This window comes from Micromonospora sp. WMMD1120 (genome assembly GCF_029626235.1).
Taxonomy (GTDB): domain Bacteria; phylum Actinomycetota; class Actinomycetes; order Mycobacteriales; family Micromonosporaceae; genus Micromonospora.
The window spans coordinates 6,959,992-6,974,938 of sequence record NZ_JARUBO010000005.1; the positions used below are offsets into that span (position 1 = coordinate 6,959,992).

A 14,947-nucleotide genomic window follows, 5' to 3' on the forward strand; every position below is an offset into this window, starting at 1 on the left:
TGCCCCACCCGCGAAGTCACGAAACCTGACTGTCACAGCGAGCGTGCGGGCAGCGACCGCTGGCCCCTCGAGGTGCGTGATCGACTCGCCTTCCTGGAAGTCGGGCTGTCACCGTGCCGAGGAAGCCCCGCCTTTCAGGAAGCGGATTCGATCGCGCTCCGGTATATCGCGACGCCTATTAGCCCGGTATCATGTTGCGCATGATAGCGGGCGAGGGTCAGCCGACTGCTGACAGCGACCGGCAGACGCAGCTCCTGCGGGGTGCGCTGGACATGTGCCTCCTGGCGCTGCTGGCGCGCGAGCCCGCGCACGGCTACGAGCTGGTTCGGCGGATGGAGGCAGCCGGCTTTGGCGCGATCAGCTACGGCACGATCTATCCACTGCTGACCCGGATGCGCCGGCTCGGCCTGGTCGCTCACGAACAGCACGCCAGCCCGACCGGCCCGCCCCGGAAGGTCTACGCGCTGACCAGGTCCGGCCGGGTCCACCTGGATGCCTGGCGGCAACAGTGGAACCGCTTCGCCGACACCGTCGGCACGGTTCTCGACCAGCTCGACCAGAGCCCCACGAGGAGTTGACCATGGACACCATCGACAGCCTTCTGGGCGAAGCCGACCAGGCGTGGCGCGCGTACGGAGTCGGCTCGGCGGATCGGGTCGCACTCGCCGCGGAGCTGCGCCTGGATCTCCGGGCTGCGGCTGCCGACGGGGGCGATCCCGTGCAATTGCTCGGCGGCGACGTTGCCGGCTTCGCACGACGCCTCGCCGACGAGGCTGACGTTGAACGAGTGCGCCGAGACTACTTCCGCGTTCTCGGCAACGCACTGATCGGCGCGGTGCTCGGTGTCGTGCTCGGCTACGGCATCCTGGTCGCGGCCTACCCGGCGCTCGTCCGCATGATCGATTTTCCCCGCTCGATCGACGTACCGATCCAGCTCGCCGTCACCGTCTACTACGGAACACCGGCCGCCGTGATCATTGTGGGAGCTGTCATCGCGGTGCGGACCCGACTACGCGACCTACCCCAGATCCGGCAGACAGCTCGGATCATGAGCGTGCTCATGCCGACGGCCGGCATCATCATCACGCCAGTCACCATCGCATTCGCGTGGTCCACCGGCTACAGCACCGCGCCGGCAGTGGTGGTCACCGAGATCGCCATGGTCCTGTTCGCACTCGCCGGTGCCACGGTTCTGGCTCGCCACCTGTCGCTCCGCGAGCGCGCAACAGTATGACAGGTGTAAGCTGCGAGTATGACAGAGCCGCAGCGCCGCTTCACGATCTCCGTCCCACCGGACGTGAGTCAGATCCTGGAGAGTCAGGGCAACCGCATGGCCAGCGCCTACGTCACCGAGTCGGTGCGTCGGCGCAGGCGTGTGGAGCAGCACAAGGAGTTGTTGCTCGCGGCCGGCATTCACGTGACCGAGCAGGGTGTCGCGGAGGCTCGGGCCCGCCGACTGGGCGTGGAAGCCGAGTGGCCCGCGGAGCGGTTTGAAGCGGAACGGGCCAAGATCCGCGCCGCGATGGAGGCCGAGATGAACGGCGACGACGCTGCTCCCCGCGCCGATGCCGCGTGACCTCGGAGACGCAACCACCGGTCCGGCTCATCCTGGACCGGTCGGCCCTGCTGGGGTACGCCGTCCTCCGGACTGTGCACGTCGGCGAGCCCGTCCACGAGGTCATTGAGGACGGCGTGCTATTCGGGGTGCCGGTGGTGGCAGCCGCCGAGGCCCTGAACATGGCAGCCGGCAAGGATCTGGCGCTGCTACACAAGCTGCTGGCCCTACCCTCCTGCGCGCTGCTGCCGGAGCGGGCACAGGACCTGCCGGAGCTGACCTTCTGGCAGCGCCGGACCCGCCGCTTCGACCTCGCTGCGGCCGCCGTGGCGGGTCTGACCCACGACGCCGCAGTGCTCACCGGCGAGGGCCCCGGATACTCCGACGGGGTGCCGCTGATTCACTTTCCGGGATGAACGTCCGGGCCCGAGCGTCAGCTCCGGGCTCTCGCCCAGGAAAGGAAACGCTCGGTCATCCGAGCTCTCGCCGGAGCGCACACCCCGCAAGATCCGCGCAAGATCCCTGATGGTGCTGCCTCGGGGCCGCCGGAGGCAGCACCATCAGCGAAACTGCGCGGATCTTGCCGCCCCAGCAGTGCGCGACGCGACACCGCGTTCCACGCGGCACTGAGCCCGCCCGGCCCGACCGACCAGGCATGCTGGGGCGATGATCGCTCAGTTCAAGGACCTCTGCCTGGACGCCACCGACCCGCTCGCCCTCGGCGGCTTCTGGGCGCGGGTGCTCGACGGGGACGTGGCCGACGCCGGCGACGACGACACCCGGGTCGACCCCCGCTCGGCGCGCTCCGACGCGGAGTCGATCTGGGTCAACAAGGTGCCGGAGCCGCGGGTCGGCCGGACCCGCGTACACCTGGATCTGCGGTTGGCCGACGCGGACCCGGCGGCGCTGCTCGCGGCCGGCGCCCGACTGGTCCGCGAACCGGACGGCGACGAGGCACGGTGGGTGCTGACCGATCCGGAGGGCAACTCGTTCTGCGCGCTGCCGGGCGGTGCGGACACCACGCCCGGTCCGGTCGCGCTGGTGGTGGACGCGATCGACCCGATCGCCCAGGCGACCTGGTGGGCCGGCGTGCTCGGTGGCGACGTCGAGCACGGGTCGACCGACTCGTCCGTCCTCGGCGCGGCCAACTTCCCCTGGCACCTGTGGCTCTTCGACGCGGTGTCCACGCCCAAGACGGTCAAGAACCGCCTGCACTGGGACGTCGAGCTGGTCGACCCGGAGCCGATGGCGCTGATCGCGGCGGGCGCGACGCTGCTGCGCGAGCCGCTCGACGAGGCGCGCTGGTGGTGGGTGCTGGCCGACCCCGAGGGCAACGAGTTCTGCGCCTTCGCCCCACGTCGAACCGGGTGAACGACCGACTACCGGGCGCGGACGCCGTCGGCTAGCGTTTTCCTAACGCCGCAGCCAGCGCGGTCGCCGCCGTCGTCGACACGCCTCCGGCCGACCCCAGCCTGCCCGATCGGTGGGTAATCGCGCGAACGCCTCACCGTCGCTCCCCCGGTTCGGCAGGATCGTCCCAACGAGGAGGTGCCGTCGTGCAGGACACCCGCGCTCTCGCCCTGACGTTCGAGGTGAGCGGCCTGCCACCGGTCAAGACCGAAGCGTTGTCCATCTTCGCCGCCGGGCACCGGCAGGCGACGAGGGTCCGCACCCTGCTCCAGGCCGCCCTCGTCGCGGCCCAGCGCACCGGCTGGACGCCGTTGCCCGGGCCGATCGAGGTGAACGTGGTGTTGCGCTGTCCGCCCGGGCACCGCACGTCCGACGCGAGCACCCTGCTCGGCGGTGTCTGCGCGGTGCTCCAGGACAAGAAGCGGGTGTCGACGATCGGCCTCGCCCACCTCGGCGTCCTGGTGGACGTCGCCCTCTACGACGACGACCGGCAGATCCGCCGGCTGTCGTTCCACGAGGAGCCGGCGGAGGATTTCTCGTACCAGGTGCGGGTTTCGGCCGTACCGGACGGGGTTTGACCGACGTTCGCGTTGGGGTACCGCGAACGTCGACGAAGGGAGCACCGATGTCGGAGCCACATGTCACGCTCGACCCCCGCGGGCTCGACCCGGTGCAGCAGAAGCTGCGCGGCCCGCTGGAGGAACAGCTGACCTCGGCGCTTCAGGCAGCCACCGAGCGGGTCCGCGCCGACTACGACGGCGAGCCGGTCGAGCAGGTCTGCCAGCGCCTGCTGGAGGAGACCCGCTCCGGGCTCCACCCCGACATCGCGGCCGGCTTCAACCCGGACATGGACGAGTTCTGCCGGGTGGCGGTGGCCATCGTCCGCCGCGAAGCCGGCTGAAGCCCGGCGCGAAGCCGGCCGCAGCCCGGCGCGAAGCCGGCCGCAGCCCGGCGCGAAGCCGGCCGCAGCCCGGGGGCGCGGCGCGCTGCGCCCCCGGCGGCCCTCAGTATCGCCCGAGCTGGGCGTACGGGCTGAGCACGATGCGGGGCGACAGCGCCGGGTCGAGCCAGGTGAGCACGTCGACCAGGTGGTCGCGGGACAGCGAGACGCAGCCGGCGGTGGCGTTGCCGGCGCTGGTGCTGAACTGGTGCAGGAAGATGCCGCTGCCGGCGTTCGGCACCGGCGTCGCCACGTTCGGCGGCATGTTGTAGGTGATCACCGCGAAGTGCGTGTACGCGGGCGTCTCCTGCCACAGCGCCTCGCTGGCCCCGCCCGGGTTCGTCGAGCTGTGCTGGAAGGTGTTGTACCGCGTCGACGACGGGTTCTCGTTCCACCAGTCACCGCTGACCAGCCGGTGGTACGGGTAGCGCACACCGGGGTTCGCGGCGATGCCGTACATGGTCGGGCCGATCGAGTAGACCCCGGTGGGGGTGGTCGGCACACCCTCCACGTGGTTGTCGCTGAACCCCTTGGAGCCGATCCGGGCGGGCAACGACGCCGAGGCCGGCTGCCACCGGTCCCGCACCCGCACGTACGCCTCAAGTGTGGCGTAGGTGGTGGTGTAGCTGGTCGCGCCGACCACGATGACCTGCCGGGTCTGGGCCGGCAGCGTGGTCAGCCGGGCGGCCAGGTTGTGTCGCGGCACCGTCGTGCGGGCGCGGCGCGGAGCGGGGACGGTGGCCCCCCACGTCGGGGCCGGCGGCCTTGTCGCGCCGAGCGCCGGCGCGGTCGGGGTGAGCACGGCCGGCGCGGTGAGTCCCGCCGCGGCGCCCAACAGGAGAGATCTGCGCTTCATTCCGTCATCCTGACCGTCGGCTCGGCCCGCGTCTGCCCCGCGCGGCGGAGGTGGTGTGTGCGTGGTCGGGTCAGGACCGGGTCCGCAACCACCCGGCCCTGACCCCCGGCCGTCCGATGGTAAGCGGACAGCTCCGGCACCTCGTCGTGCAGGCGTGCACGGGGCGGGCCGCCGCTCTGCACTCAGCTCCACGGTGCCCACCGAGCAGAGGCCGGCGCGCGCCGGCATCCCCGGTGGGGCCGGCAGCGCCGGCACAGGTTAGGCAGGTCGCGGCGGGCCGGACAAGCCACGATCGACCTCCGGCAGCGGTCTGGCGCTACGCTGAAAAACCGGCATCTCGACGTAACGAGATCATCATCGAAAGCGCTGTCGCGGTTCCGCGCGGTCGCGGCGGTCAGAAGTGCCGCAGCAGGTCCCGGAACGCGGCCAGCCGCAGGATGCCGGCGTCGGTCGGGTCAAGCTCGTCCTCCTCCAGCGCCCAGGTGTTCTCGTTCGGAATGAACACCGCGTTCAGCCGGGCCGCCCGCGCCGGCAGGATGTCGGACTTCGGCGAGTTGCCGATCATCCAGGCCCGATCCGGCGCGAAGCCGTGCTCACGGATCAGCCAGCGGTACGTGTCGACGTTCTTCTCGGCGACGATGTGCGCGGCGCCGAAGTGGTGCAGCAGGCCGCACGCGTCGAGCTTGCGCTGCTGCTCCTCCCGGTCGCCCTTGGTCAGCAGCAACAACTCGTGCCGGCCGGCGAGTTCGTCGAGCGCGTCCGCCACCCCGGGCATCAACTCCACCTTGTGCTCGACGAGGGCCACGGCCAGCCTGTCGATCTCCTGGCGTTCGGCGTCGGTGGCCGGCCGCTCACGCAGCCGCTCCAGGCACTCCGCGAGGCTGCGCAGGAAGACCTTGCTGCCATACCCGTGCGCCACCGCGTTGGCCCGCTCGATGTCGTCGAGCACGGCCCGTAGTTCGGCCCGGTCCAGGGTGGGGTGGTCCAACCAGCTCAGGAAGTCCTCGATCACCCGCTCGAAGACGACGTTGTTCTCCCACAACGTGTCGTCCGCGTCGAAAATCAACACCTGCGCCTGTCGCACCGCCGTGCCCCTTTCGCGATCATGCCCGTCGCGATGCGGAACTCTAGGGCATCTCACCCGGAGCGCCCACCGGGTTTCCGCCCGTCGGGCAGGGCCAGCGCAGCAGCCGGGCGGCGATCAGCGCCTCCCGCTCCTCCTGCCCCTCCGGCCTGAGCCGGCCGCCGCGGGTCAGCATCACCACGCCGTGCAGCAGGCTCCAGCCCACCTCGGCGAGAGTGTCCGGGTCCCGTCCCTCGGCCAGCGGGGTCAGGGCCGCCCGCAGCTCGGCGAAGACCGCCCGGGGCGCGGCCGGCACCCCATCCACGCCGAGGGCGAGGTCGGGGGTCAAGGCGAGCATCGCGTCATAGACCTCCGGGTTCGTGTACGCGAAGTCGAGGTACGCGGACGCGACCGCCGGCCAGGCGCCGTCCGGGCTGTCGGCGGCTTCCGCGTGCGCCTCGGCGAGATCGGCGGCGAGATCGGCGAACGCGCACACGGCGACGGCGGCGAGCAACGCCTCCAGGTCCGGAAAGTGCCGGTAGACGTCGCCGACGTCGATCTCGGCCTGCTCGGCGAGGCGTCGGATGCTCACCCCGGCCCAGCCCTCCGCCTCGGCCAACTCCCGCGCGACAGTGACGATGAGGTCGCGCCGGTCCTGTTCGGTGGCCTTCTCGGCAGGTCCGGGCACGCACCCGAGCGTAAGGGCGCGCACGTGCGGTAGCCGCCGGGTGACGGATTGGTGACAGGACCTACCGGCAGTCCTCGTGACGTGCCGTGACCGCCGCTGGCTCGTTAGGCGGAAGGATCACCGCGAACGGGAGGGCACGTGCTGGTACGGCGGCACCGGTCCGGAGCGGGCCGATGAGTGACGTGCCGGTCACGCGGCTGGTGCGCAGCGACGCCACCCGCCAGCGGGCGACCTTTCTGGAACTCTTCCTCGACCTGGTCTTCGTCTTCGCCCTGACCCGGATCTCCGCCCGCCTGATCGTCGACTTCACCGGCGGTGAGCGTGGTGTGTACGCCGGAATCGCCCAGGCGCTGCTGCTCTTCCTCGCGCTGTGGGTGGTCTGGTCGATGACCGTCTGGTCGACCAGTTGGCTGGACCCGGAGGCGCCCCTCGTCCAGACCGTCATCGTCATCACGACGCTCGGCGCCATGACGATGGCCGTCGCCGTGCCCGACGGCTTCGGCGCGCGGGCGCCGCTCTTCGCGATCACGTACGTGACCCTCCAGATCGGGCGGGTGCTCTACTTCCACCTGGCCGGGCACGGTCAACCCGACCCGCAGCAGTCCGTCCGCATCCTGTTCTGGCTCCTGCTGAGCGCACCACCGTGGATCGCCGGCGGTCTCGTCGACCACGGCACCGTACGCGGGTGGTTCTGGGCCGTCGCCGTGCTCCTCGACTACGCCGGGCTGTTCCTCGGCTGGCCGACACCCCGCATCGGCGCACAACGGATCGGCGTCCGGATGATCGCCGCCGAACACCTGGCCGAGCGGTACCAGCAGTTCCTCCTCATCGCGCTCGGCGAGGCGATCTTCGTCATCGGGTTGGCGTTCAGCGGCAGTGACTTCCACATCGACCAGAGCGCGGGGTTCGTCCTGGCGCTGGCGTCCACCGTCCTGCTCTGGCGGATCTACTTCCACGTCGCCGGCGGCCTACTGGACGCCGCCGTCGACCGCGCCGGCGACCCGGCCCGGCTCGCGACCTACCTGGCGTTCGCCCAACTGGTGATGATCGCCGGCATCGTCCTGACCGGCGTGGGCTTCGAGCTGTTCATCACCGAGCCGCTCGGGCACCTCCCGGCGGCCTGGCTCGTCGCCATCCTCGGCGGTCCGGCGCTCTTCCTCGCCGGCCGGGCGATCCTGGAATACCAGGTCTTCGCCCGGGTCTCCCGGTCCCGGGCTGCGGGCCTGGTGGCCCTCGGCCTGCTGACGCCGGTGGCGCTGCGCCTCGACCCGCTCAGCGCAGGCGGCACCGCCGCGCTGGTGCTGCTCGGCGTCGCCGCGGCGGACACCCGACGGTCCCGCCGGCACCCACCCGAGACGCCCTCGCCGCCGTTCTAGACCCCGGCGGCGCCCGGCGCTCTCGTTCACTTCCAGCGACGCACGGCGGTCTCGCGCCGCAGGTGCGACAACTTCTCCGGATTGCGCACCGCATAGAGCGCGGTGACCAGGCCGTCGTCGATGCGCAGCGTGACGACGGTGTCGATCTCCCCGTCGAACCGGAGGACCAGCGCCGGGCACCCGTTGACCTCGGCCGGCCGCATCGCCAACGCTGCGGTCCTGGCCTCGGCGCTGGCCAACAGTCGGGCCACCCGGTCCGCCCCAGCGACCGGCCGCAGCACCGCCTGTTTGATTCCGCCACCATCGCCGATGAACACGACGTCCGGCGCGAGGATGTCCAGCAGACCCTGCACGTCCCCGGTTCCGACCGCCCGCTGGAACGCGTCCAGCACACGCCGGGCGTCGGCCGGCGAGACGCGCGCGCGAGGTCGACGCGCGGTGACGTGTGCGCGGGCCCGGTGGGCGATCTGGCGAACGGCCGCTGGACTCTTGTCGACAGCGTCGGCGATCTCGTCGTAGGCCAGGTCGAACACCTCGCGCAGAACGAACACCGCCCGCTCGGTCGGCGTCAGCGTCTCCAGCACCAGCAGCATCGCCGTCGAGACGCTCTCGGCCAACTCGACATCGTCGGCGACGTCGGGCGCCGTCAACAACGGCTCGGGCAGCCAGGGGCCGACATAGGACTCCCTCCGCCGGCCGACAGCCCGCAGCCGGTTCAGCGACTGGCGGGTGGTGATCCGCACCAGATACGCCCGTGGGTCCTGGACCGCCGCCAGGTCCACGTCCGCCCACCGCAGCCAGGTCTCCTGGAGTACGTCCTCAGCGTCCATCGTCGAGCCGAGCATCTCGTAGGCGACGGTGAAGAGCAGGTTCCGGTGGCTGACGAACGCGTCGACGGCCGGATCAGCGTGCTCGTCCGCGTTCATGACTCCGCTCCCCGCACCCGCCATGTCTGCCTCCAGTCTCGTCGGTACGACTCCGTCGCCCACCAGACACCAGCCGTCTGCCCGCTGTGACGCCCGGAGGCTGTGGGCCCGGTCACCCGGTCGCGCTGTCACACCGGGCGAACCGGCGGTGTCTCGTGGTCGACCCGAGACGGAAGGATTCCCATGAACCTGGCACTGTGGATCGCTGCCGGACTGCTGGCGGCGGTCGCCCTGCTCGCGGGCAGCACCAAGACATTCGTACCCAAGGAGAAGCTGGCGGCGACCCACGGCGGTGGGTGGACCGGCGACGCCAGCGTCGGGTTCGTCAAGACCCTCGGGGTCCTCGAACTCCTCGCCGCGGTCGGCCTGATCCTGCCCGCCGTGCTGGACATCGCGCCGGTGCTGGTGCCGGTGACGGCCGTCTGCTGGGTCCTGCTGATGGTCGGCGCGATCATCACCCACCTGCGGCACGACGAGGCGAGGTTCACGGTGCTGAACCTGACCTATCTGGCCCTGGCGGCCTTCGTGGCGTGGGGTCGACTCGGGCCCGAGCCGTTCGGCGGCTGAGCGGGCCGGTCTTATCATCGGCTCGTGTCCCTGTGGGAGAGCGTCACGCGCATCGGCGCACCCCTGCTCATGGTTGCGGGTTCCCTAGTCGTGCTCTTCGGCGTCTTCTCCGCCCCGCCCGAGAAATTCTCACGGCCGCGCGGCTGGCAGTGGGCTTGGATGGGTCTGTGGCTGATGTTGGTGGGCGAGGCGGCCTTCGGCGACGATCGGCAGTGGTTCGAGCGGGCCTGGAAGGGTGCTGTCGCGCTGCTCGTCGCCGTGGCCGTGGTCGTGGCGGCGGTCCGTCGTCACCGGTGGAGGGCTGGACGGGGCGACGGCCAGCAGCCCGGGAGTGGGCTCAGAGGTCCGACAGCGTCTTGATGTCGTGGGCGGCGAGCAGCGCGGGCAGCGGATCGGCCAAGCGTCGACGCCGGGGTCGCCAGATGCGGCCCACGTTCGTCGACGCGTTGGGCCCCGGGACGTCGTAGGGGCCGCCTGCGGGATAGACCGTCAGCACGCTCCCCCACATACCCGCGTCCACCCAGCCCATCCGCTCGATCTCGGTCCAGGCGTACGAGCGGCGCAGACCCCGACGGCTGCGGACGAGCAGCCCGACGTCGTCCGCGAGCACCGCGTTCCGCCAACTCGTGGAGGCGACGATGACCGACGCCGCGCCGAGCGCCAGCACGGTCCCTACGAACAGATCGAAGAGGATCCACACCACGATCATCAGGACCAGGATCGCGCCGGGTATCGCGACGGCGGGCCACACCCGCGACTGCCCGAGAACAATCGTCTCGCCCACCGGACGCGCCGACTCCCCCATGGAGGTTCACGATAGTGAATGCTCCTCGGCCGGGCACCGGCCAGCACCGCACCTCCGACAGGAGGACACCCCACGTCCAGTCGCCGTCGAGGGCTGCCGGAAGGCTCCAGCCGTACTCCGGCGTCCAGTGCGACGAGCTCGTCGGGCACCGCGGTCGGCGAACCGTCCGGGCCCTCGGCGCTGACCGACGAGCGGATCTGCTCGATCGGAGTGCTCGGCCAGCGCTCTCCCTTGGCGGCCAGGAAACGGGACACCCGGGCGGACACCGTCGGATCGTCGAGTACGTGCACCGGCACACCGTACGGCGTGCCTACCGACGCGGTCCGCTGTCGCTCGGGTCACATCGCTTGACGTGAAGCGCTTGAAGTTGGGGACGCTTCAGCCATGGCAGCGACCACGACAGCTCGAAAGCGGGTGGAGCCGCCCCTGACCATCCAGGAGATGGCCCAGCGGTCCGGCTTCAGCGAGCCGACGCTGCGGTACTACGAGAAGGTGGGTCTGCTCGGCCCGGTCCCGCGGGACGACAGCAGCGGTCACCGCCGCTACTCCGCGGTGCTCGCCGAGCGCGTCGACGCCCTGGCCTGCCTCCGGTCGTCCGGGATGAGCATCGCGGAGATGCGCCGCTACCTGACGCTGCTCGACCAGGGCGGTCGCGCGGCCGCCGCCGAACAGCACGAGCTGTTCGCCCGGCACGCCGACCGGCTGTCCGAGGAGATCGAGCGCCTTCGGGTACGGCAGGCGTACCTGCGCGCCAAGGCGGACATGTGGGACGCCCGGTACCGCGCTGATGACGCCGCCGAGGCGTATGCAATCGAGCAGGTTCAGCGAGCACTCCGGAAGTTTTGAGCAACGATGGGACATACCGTGCGAAACACCATGGAACTTCAGGCCACCGACGACGCGCCGGTGCTGGTGACCGGTGCCACCGGTCACCTCGGCAGCCACTCCGTCGCGCGTCTGCTCGACGAGGGTTACCGGGTACGGGTCGTCATCCGCGAGTCCGGCCAGCGCGACGAGATCCTCGACCGGCTCCGGCAGCCGGACGACCGGGTCGAGTTCCGCACCGCCGCCCTCTCCGCCGACGAGGGCTGGCCCGAGGCCGTCGACGGGGTGCGGTACGTGCTGCACCACGCCTCACCGTTTCCGTTCACCCCGCCGGAGAACGACGACGAGGTGATCCGGCCGGCCCGCGACGGCGCGCTGCGCGTCCTGCGGGCCGCCCGCGCCGCAGGCGTGCGCCGGGTGGTCCTGACCTCGTCGTACGCGGCGGTGGGCTACACCGTGAAGCCCGACGGCCGGTACAGCGAGGCGGACTGGACCAACGTTGACGACGACATCCCGGCGTACCAGCGGTCGAAGACGCTCGCCGAGCGCGCGGCCTGGGACTTCGTCCGGGAGTACGGCGGGGTCGAGCTGAGCGTGGTCAACCCGACCGGCATCTTCGGACCGCTGCTGGGCGCCCGGCTGTCCGCGTCGACCGGCCTGGTGCGGGCGTTCCTCACCGGAGCGATGCCTGTCGTACCCCGGATGTACTTCGGGGTGGTGGACGTCCGGGACGTTGTCGACCTGCACCTGCGCGCGATGCTGCACCCGGCCGCCGCCGGCGAACGCTTCATCGGCGTCGGCGGCCCGTCGATCAGCTTCTTCGACCTGGCGACGATGCTGGCGCGGCACCTGCCGAGCCTGGCAGACCGGGTGCCGGCGCGGGAGCTGACGGTCGCGGAGGTACGCGCCGCCGCCGCGACCGAGCCGGGCCTGCGGGACGCCGCCGCCCTGGGTGGACAGGTCCCGGTGATCAGCAACGGGAAGGCCCGTACGGTGCTCGGCTGGCAACCCCGCCCGGTGGAGACCACCATCACCGACACCGCCGACAGTCTCGTCAAGCACGGCCTGGTAACCCCCTGACCCACCCCGCACCGCCCGTGCCGCCAGGCGTCGCCCGCGGCAATGATCGCGCTCGATCCAGGATGTAGTGGCCTCCCGCGCCAAGGACACCACTAGAACAAGGATCGAGCGCGATCACGGCCCGACACCGCCCGGGGCGCTCGGCCCGTCAGCGGCGGAGGGTGAGGATCAGGTCCGCCACCAGGGCGGTCCAGCCGGTCTGGTGCCAGGCGCCCAGGCCGGCGCCGTTGTCGCCGTGGAAGTACTCGGGGAAGGCGACCAGGTCCCGCCAGTCACCGTGGGTCTGGAAGAGCTGGCACGCGCCGTAGATCGGTCGTCGCCCCCAGTCGTCCTGGGTGAACAGCGAGATCAGCCGGGCGGAGAGGTCGTCGGCGATCTCGTCCAGGGTGCGCTTCACACCGGAGCGCGTCGGGTACTCCACCTGGAGGTCGTCGCCGAAGAACGCCGCGTAGTCGCGCAGCGCGCTGATCAGCAGGAAGTTCGTCGGCATCCAGATCGGCCCGCGCCAGTTCGAGTTGCCGCCGAACAGCCCGCTGGTCGACTCGGCCGGCTCGTAGCCGACGGAGAACTCCTGCCCACCCAGGGTGACCGAGAACGGCTTGTCCAGGTGCGCGCGGGACAGCGTCCGCAGGCCGAAGTCGGAGAGGAACTCGTCCGGGTCGAGCATCCGGGCGAGCAGCCGGACCACCTGCTCCGGGCCGACCATGGACAGCAGCCGCTGCTGCCGCCCGTCGGGGCCCAGCCGGCGGGTGCCGATCACCTGCGCGTACTCCGGGCGGTTGGTGAGGAACCAGCGCAGCCGCGCGCCCAGCTCCGGCAGGTGGTGCAGGGTCCTCGCGGTGAGCCGGGTGGTGGCGGCCAGCGGCAGCAGCCCGACGACGGACCGGACCTTCAGCGGCACCTTCGTGCCGTCGGCGAGGCGCAGCACGTCGTAGAAGAAGGCGTCCTCCTCGTCCCACAACCCCTGCTCGTACGCGGCGGCGGCGATGTAGGCGAAGTGCTCGAAGAACTTGGTGGCGGTGTCCACCCAGGTCCGGTCGTGTTCGGCCAGCACGATCGCGATGTCCAGCAGGTTGAGCGCGTACATGCCCATCCAGCCGGTGCCGTCGGACTGCTCCAGCACACCGGCCACCGGCAGCGCCGCCGAGCGGTCGAACGGCCCGACGTTGTCCAGCCCGAGGAAGCCGCCCTCGAAGACGTTGTTGCCGCCGGTGTCCTTGCGGTTGACCCACCAGGTGAAGTTGAGCAGCAGCTTGTGCATCACCCGGGCCAGGAACTCGTAGTCCCGACCGCCGTCGATCTCGAACACCTTCAGCGCGGCCCACGCGTGCACCGGCGGGTTGACGTCGCCGAACGCCCACTCGTACGCCGGGATCTGCCCGTTGGGGTGCAGGTACCACTCGCGCAGCAGGAGCAGCAGTTGCGCCTTGGCGAAGCCCGGGTCGACCCGGGCGATGCTCACGCAGTGGAACGCCAGGTCCCAGGCCGCGTACCAGGGGTACTCCCACGGGTCGGGCATGGAGATCACGTCGAAGCTGGTCATGTGCCACCAGGCGCTGTTGCGCCCGTGCCGACGCCCGGCCGGTGGGGTGGAGTGCGGGTCGCCGTCGAGCCACCGCTTGACGTCGAAGTGGTAGAACTGCTTGCCCCACATCAGCCCGGCGATGGCCTGCCGCGCCACCAGTGCCTCGTCGGCGGTGGCGGCCGGCGGGATCACCCCGGCGAAGAACCGGTTCGCCTCGGCCCGCCGGGCCCAGACCACCGCCTCGAAGCCCTCGCTCAGGTCGGCCGGCGGCGGCGGCGCGGCGGCCGGCGGCGACGCGGTGCGGGTCAGCCGCAGCCGGATCTGCCGCTGCCCGCCGGCCGGCACGTCGAGCACGTAGTGCAGCGCGCCCTTGGTGCCCTCGCGCGCCGGGTTGACGGTGGCCGCGCCGTTGACGACGTGGTCGTTGATGCCGTCCTTGGGATATTTCGAGCGCCCCGGCAGGCCCCAGAGCCGTTCGGCGTTCGTGTCGTTGTCACAGAGCAGCGGCACCGGGCCACCGTCACCCTCCAGCAGCAGCTGGCCCAGCACCCGGTGCTCGCCGACGAGCCGGGTGCCCTGGCCGGTGATCCGGGGAATCCGGTCGCCGCCGGGCAGGCCCCAGGCCCAGGTGTTGCGGAACCACAGGGTCGGCAGCACGTGCAGGGTCGCCGCCCGGTCGCCCCGGTTGACGACAGTCACCACCATGCACAGGTCGGTCGGGGACGCCTTGGCGTAGTCGACGGTCACCGCCCAGTACCTGTCGTCGTCGAAGATCCCGGTGTCCACCAGCTCGTACTCGGTGTCGTCGCGGCCGCGCAACGCGTTCACCGCGACGATCTCGTCGTACGGGAAGGCGGCCTGCGGGTAGTGGTAGCGCCAGCGCATCCAGGAGTGCGTCGGGGTGCTGTCGAGATACCACCAGTACTCCTTGGCGTCCTCGCCGTGGTTGCCGCCGTCGCCCCCGAGGCCGAACATCCGCTCCTTGAGGATCGGGTCCTTGCCGTTCCACAGCGCGAGGGCGAAGGCGAAGGTCTGCCGGTCGTCGCAGACGCCCGCCATGCCGTCCTCGTTCCACCGGTAGGCTCTGGACCGCGCGTGGTCATGCGGGAAGTAGTCCCACGCCGTACCGTGCTCGCTGTAGTCCTCCCGCACCGTCCCCCACGCCCGTTCGGACAGATAGGGACCCCATGCGCGCCAGTCCTGCTCCCCCGAGTCGGCCTGGGCGAGCCGGAGCCGCTCAGCGTCGGGTGGCGAGGCGTCGGAGGACGATCCGTCAGTGATCACGTCAACATCTTTGACGTCGCCGCGGTACTTGACCACAGCAGCCATTG

At 71.0% G+C, this 14,947-nt stretch carries 18 protein-coding genes; 12 read left to right on the forward strand and 6 right to left on the reverse strand.

What is annotated here, in order from left to right:
• The first annotated feature begins 200 nt into the window (after positions 1-200).
• The 7 genes from O7634_RS31065 (at position 201) to O7634_RS31095 (ending at position 3,866) form a co-directional block, all read left to right on the forward strand.
• A complete protein-coding gene (locus O7634_RS31065; protein WP_278153691.1) occupies positions 201-578 on the forward strand; it encodes a PadR family transcriptional regulator in 378 nt (125 codons plus the stop codon).
• 2 nt (positions 579-580) lie between these two features.
• A complete protein-coding gene (locus O7634_RS31070; RefSeq protein WP_278153692.1) occupies positions 581-1,234 on the forward strand; it encodes a hypothetical protein in 654 nt (217 codons plus the stop codon).
• Between the two features lie 18 nt (positions 1,235-1,252).
• A complete protein-coding gene (locus tag O7634_RS31075) occupies positions 1,253-1,576 on the forward strand; it encodes a hypothetical protein (RefSeq protein ID WP_278153693.1) in 324 nt (107 codons plus the stop codon).
• Positions 1,573-1,971, forward strand: coding sequence for a hypothetical protein (locus O7634_RS31080; protein ID WP_278153694.1), 399 nt, complete (start codon positions 1,573-1,575; stop codon positions 1,969-1,971). The genes O7634_RS31075 and O7634_RS31080 overlap by 4 nt, the downstream gene beginning before the upstream one ends.
• A gap of 250 nt (positions 1,972-2,221) precedes the next feature.
• Positions 2,222-2,926: a VOC family protein gene (locus tag O7634_RS31085; protein ID WP_278153695.1), complete on the forward strand. Its 705-nt coding sequence runs from the start codon at positions 2,222-2,224 to the stop codon at positions 2,924-2,926.
• Positions 2,927-3,111: 185 nt separating this feature from the next.
• Positions 3,112-3,543, forward strand: a complete 432-nt coding sequence (locus O7634_RS31090; RefSeq protein WP_278153696.1) for a hypothetical protein — start codon at positions 3,112-3,114, stop codon at positions 3,541-3,543.
• Between the two features lie 47 nt (positions 3,544-3,590).
• Positions 3,591-3,866, forward strand: coding sequence for a hypothetical protein (locus O7634_RS31095; protein WP_278153697.1), 276 nt, complete (start codon positions 3,591-3,593; stop codon positions 3,864-3,866).
• Positions 3,867-3,969: 103 nt separating this feature from the next.
• On the opposite strand, the gene O7634_RS31100 is transcribed toward O7634_RS31095, so the two are convergent.
• The 3 genes from O7634_RS31100 to O7634_RS31110 form a co-directional block, all read right to left on the reverse strand.
• Complete coding sequence (locus O7634_RS31100; protein WP_278153698.1) at positions 3,970-4,761, reverse strand: L,D-transpeptidase family protein; 792 nt, start codon at positions 4,759-4,761, stop codon at positions 3,970-3,972.
• A 394-nt stretch (positions 4,762-5,155) separates the two neighbouring features.
• Positions 5,156-5,830: an HAD family hydrolase gene (locus O7634_RS31105; RefSeq protein ID WP_278154124.1), complete on the reverse strand. Its 675-nt coding sequence runs from the start codon at positions 5,828-5,830 to the stop codon at positions 5,156-5,158.
• A gap of 58 nt (positions 5,831-5,888) precedes the next feature.
• Positions 5,889-6,512, reverse strand: coding sequence for a WHG domain-containing protein (locus O7634_RS31110; RefSeq protein ID WP_278153699.1), 624 nt, complete (start codon positions 6,510-6,512; stop codon positions 5,889-5,891).
• A 173-nt stretch (positions 6,513-6,685) separates the two neighbouring features.
• Here O7634_RS31110 and O7634_RS31115 point away from each other — a divergent pair, with 173 nt between their 5' ends.
• On the forward strand, positions 6,686-7,888 hold the full coding sequence (locus O7634_RS31115) for a low temperature requirement protein A (RefSeq protein WP_278153700.1): 1,203 nt from the start codon (positions 6,686-6,688) through the stop codon (positions 7,886-7,888).
• A gap of 26 nt (positions 7,889-7,914) precedes the next feature.
• Here the strand turns inward: O7634_RS31115 and O7634_RS31120 are convergent, their stop codons facing one another.
• The gene (locus O7634_RS31120) at positions 7,915-8,814 is read right to left on the reverse strand and encodes an RNA polymerase sigma-70 factor (RefSeq protein ID WP_278153701.1); all 900 of its coding nucleotides are present in this window, start codon (positions 8,812-8,814) and stop codon (positions 7,915-7,917) included.
• Between the two features lie 183 nt (positions 8,815-8,997).
• Here O7634_RS31120 and O7634_RS31125 point away from each other — a divergent pair, with 183 nt between their 5' ends.
• Both O7634_RS31125 and O7634_RS31130 read left to right on the forward strand, forming a co-directional pair.
• Positions 8,998-9,381: a DoxX family protein gene (locus O7634_RS31125; RefSeq protein WP_278153702.1), complete on the forward strand. Its 384-nt coding sequence runs from the start codon at positions 8,998-9,000 to the stop codon at positions 9,379-9,381.
• 24 nt (positions 9,382-9,405) lie between these two features.
• Positions 9,406-9,741 (forward strand): hypothetical protein, encoded by a 336-nt coding sequence (locus tag O7634_RS31130; protein ID WP_278153703.1) that lies wholly within the window; start codon positions 9,406-9,408, stop codon positions 9,739-9,741.
• Here the strand turns inward: O7634_RS31130 and O7634_RS31135 are convergent.
• Complete coding sequence (locus O7634_RS31135) at positions 9,719-10,186, reverse strand: hypothetical protein (RefSeq protein WP_278153704.1); 468 nt, start codon at positions 10,184-10,186, stop codon at positions 9,719-9,721. The two genes, O7634_RS31130 and O7634_RS31135, sit on opposite strands and share 23 nt — an antisense overlap.
• Positions 10,187-10,570: 384 nt before the next feature.
• On the opposite strand from O7634_RS31135, the gene O7634_RS31140 reads away from it, so the two are divergent.
• Both O7634_RS31140 and O7634_RS31145 read left to right on the forward strand, forming a co-directional pair.
• A complete protein-coding gene (locus O7634_RS31140) occupies positions 10,571-11,032 on the forward strand; it encodes a MerR family transcriptional regulator (RefSeq protein WP_278153705.1) in 462 nt (153 codons plus the stop codon).
• Between the two features lie 30 nt (positions 11,033-11,062).
• The gene (locus O7634_RS31145) at positions 11,063-12,091 is read left to right on the forward strand and encodes an NAD-dependent epimerase/dehydratase family protein (protein ID WP_278153706.1); all 1,029 of its coding nucleotides are present in this window, start codon (positions 11,063-11,065) and stop codon (positions 12,089-12,091) included.
• A 148-nt stretch (positions 12,092-12,239) separates the two neighbouring features.
• On the opposite strand, the gene O7634_RS31150 is transcribed toward O7634_RS31145, so the two are convergent.
• Positions 12,240-14,945 carry a glucosidase gene (locus O7634_RS31150; protein ID WP_278153707.1) on the reverse strand — a complete coding sequence of 902 codons (2,706 nt, stop codon included), beginning with the start codon at positions 14,943-14,945 and terminating at the stop codon, positions 12,240-12,242.
• Positions 14,946-14,947: the final 2 nt, after the last annotated feature.

Bases quoted from the DNA above. Each gene is read 5' to 3' on its own strand.
- O7634_RS31065 (WP_278153691.1), top strand. From the start codon at position 201: ATGATAGCGGGCGAGGGTCAGCCGACTGCTGACAGCGACCGGCAGACG.
- O7634_RS31070 (WP_278153692.1), top strand. From the start codon at position 581: ATGGACACCATCGACAGCCTTCTGGGCGAAGCCGACCAGGCGTGGCGC.
- O7634_RS31075 (WP_278153693.1), top strand. From the start codon at position 1,253: ATGACAGAGCCGCAGCGCCGCTTCACGATCTCCGTCCCACCGGACGTG.
- O7634_RS31085 (WP_278153695.1), top strand. From the start codon at position 2,222: ATGATCGCTCAGTTCAAGGACCTCTGCCTGGACGCCACCGACCCGCTC.
- O7634_RS31095 (WP_278153697.1), top strand. From the start codon at position 3,591: ATGTCGGAGCCACATGTCACGCTCGACCCCCGCGGGCTCGACCCGGTG.
- O7634_RS31100 (WP_278153698.1), bottom strand. From the start codon at position 4,761: ATGAAGCGCAGATCTCTCCTGTTGGGCGCCGCGGCGGGACTCACCGCG.
- O7634_RS31115 (WP_278153700.1), top strand. From the start codon at position 6,686: ATGAGTGACGTGCCGGTCACGCGGCTGGTGCGCAGCGACGCCACCCGC.
- O7634_RS31120 (WP_278153701.1), bottom strand. From the start codon at position 8,814: ATGAACGCGGACGAGCACGCTGATCCGGCCGTCGACGCGTTCGTCAGC.
- O7634_RS31125 (WP_278153702.1), top strand. From the start codon at position 8,998: ATGAACCTGGCACTGTGGATCGCTGCCGGACTGCTGGCGGCGGTCGCC.
- O7634_RS31135 (WP_278153704.1), bottom strand. From the start codon at position 10,186: ATGGGGGAGTCGGCGCGTCCGGTGGGCGAGACGATTGTTCTCGGGCAG.
- O7634_RS31140 (WP_278153705.1), top strand. From the start codon at position 10,571: ATGGCAGCGACCACGACAGCTCGAAAGCGGGTGGAGCCGCCCCTGACC.
- O7634_RS31145 (WP_278153706.1), top strand. From the start codon at position 11,063: ATGGAACTTCAGGCCACCGACGACGCGCCGGTGCTGGTGACCGGTGCC.
- O7634_RS31150 (WP_278153707.1), bottom strand. From the start codon at position 14,945: ATGGCTGCTGTGGTCAAGTACCGCGGCGACGTCAAAGATGTTGACGTG.